The organism is Okeania sp. SIO2B9, from assembly GCF_010672505.1.
Lineage (GTDB): Bacteria > Cyanobacteriota > Cyanobacteriia > Cyanobacteriales > Microcoleaceae > Okeania > Okeania hirsuta.
Genome location: NZ_JAAHGK010001616.1, coordinates 1 through 1,424, shown reverse-complemented (window position 1 = coordinate 1,424; position 1,424 = coordinate 1). Strand labels below are relative to the sequence as shown.

General features: G+C 39.2%; 1 protein-coding gene. It reads right to left on the bottom strand.

Annotation, left to right across the window (positions count from 1 at the left end):
* Positions 1-16: 16 nt before the first annotated feature.
* Positions 17-1,186 carry a transposase gene (locus tag F6K13_RS33135; RefSeq protein WP_240038963.1) on the bottom strand — a complete coding sequence of 390 codons (1,170 nt, stop codon included), beginning with the start codon at positions 1,184-1,186 and terminating at the stop codon, positions 17-19.
* Positions 1,187-1,424 lie beyond the last annotated feature (238 nt).

The window sequence follows — 1,424 nt, the reverse complement described above, 5'->3', positions numbered from 1 at the left end:
GTGACATACTCCCACACTAACCTTGCGGTATAGTGTGGGCTTCTCGTTTCGCAGTCCCGGTACCCCGTCGGACTCCACGAGCTTTAAGGACGGAATGCCCTACCGCCCTATTTTTGATATTTATTGCTGCATTCACATCACGATCGATCGCAATACCGCAATGCGGACAAGAATGAGTTCGTATGTTTAATTCTTTATCGACTTTTTTTCCACAATTTGAGCAATCTTGGCTGGTATTTTTTGGGTTCACTCCTATGGTTTTCTGTCCAGCATTTTCAGCTTTGACAGTTAAAATAGATAGGAATTGTCCCCATCCTGCATCGTTAATTGATTTACTCAAACGGCTCTTTGCTAGCCCTTTGATATTTAAGTTTTCATGGGCGATAACTTCTGCTTTTGATAACAATTCATTGGCTGTTTTAAAGTGGAAATCTTTACGTCGATCAGCGACCTTTTTATGTTGTTTGGCTACAGATAGAAGAGCTTTTAACCATCTTTTACTACCTTTCTTTTTACGAGATAAACGTTTCTGTAGAGTCTTTAATCGCTGCTGAGATTTTCGATAGTATTGGGGTATGGGGACAGATTCTCCTTCACTTGTTACTAAGAATTCCTTCAGTCCCATATCAATTCCCAGAGTGTTTTTTAATGTAGGTTCAACTTTAGTTGTTAAAGCTGGAACTGATTTGTCTTCTAGGGATAAAGTTACATAATAACCATCTGCTTTACGGCTAATTGTTACTGTTTTAATTATAAATCCTTCTGGTATTGGACGATGCTGAATTAACTTTACTTTTCCTATTTTGGGCAAATTAATTTGATTTCCTTCAATGCAGTTAAGTTTGATTTGAGGATAAGTAAAACTGCGATAACGACCTTTTCCTTTAAACCTTGGTTTGCCTAATCGCTGCCCGTTTTTATCTGCTTTGAACCACCTATCAAAAGCTAGTTTTACCCGTTTAATGCAATCCTGGCATACCTGAGAATGAATTAGCTTGTATTCAGGAAACTTGTCTTTAGTATTGACCAAATCTTTTTTTTGAGAGTAATAATCTGGATTATCTCTTAGTTGAGGAATTGGCATCACTAAGGGGCAAGCGTTAACTGGACAACGGTTTTCTGACCACCATGAAAACCTTTCACCCAACCGATAGTTGTACTGCCGACGCAACAATTCCAACCACAATTGAATAGTGGCTATTTGTTCTTTTTGGGCCTGAATTTATATTGGTAGGCAGTGCGCATGGTGGAAATTTTCTGGGGTTATTGCAATATCATAATACAAGTTTTTCAACTAGGGCGAAGGTTTTTGCTGAGATATCATGCAAATTGAATCGGCATCGAACCCATTCAATTGGCCGCCGATTCATCTGGTCGCCAAATCACAGATTATGGCGTGAGGCTTCTCGGCGATCTAGCTAAAA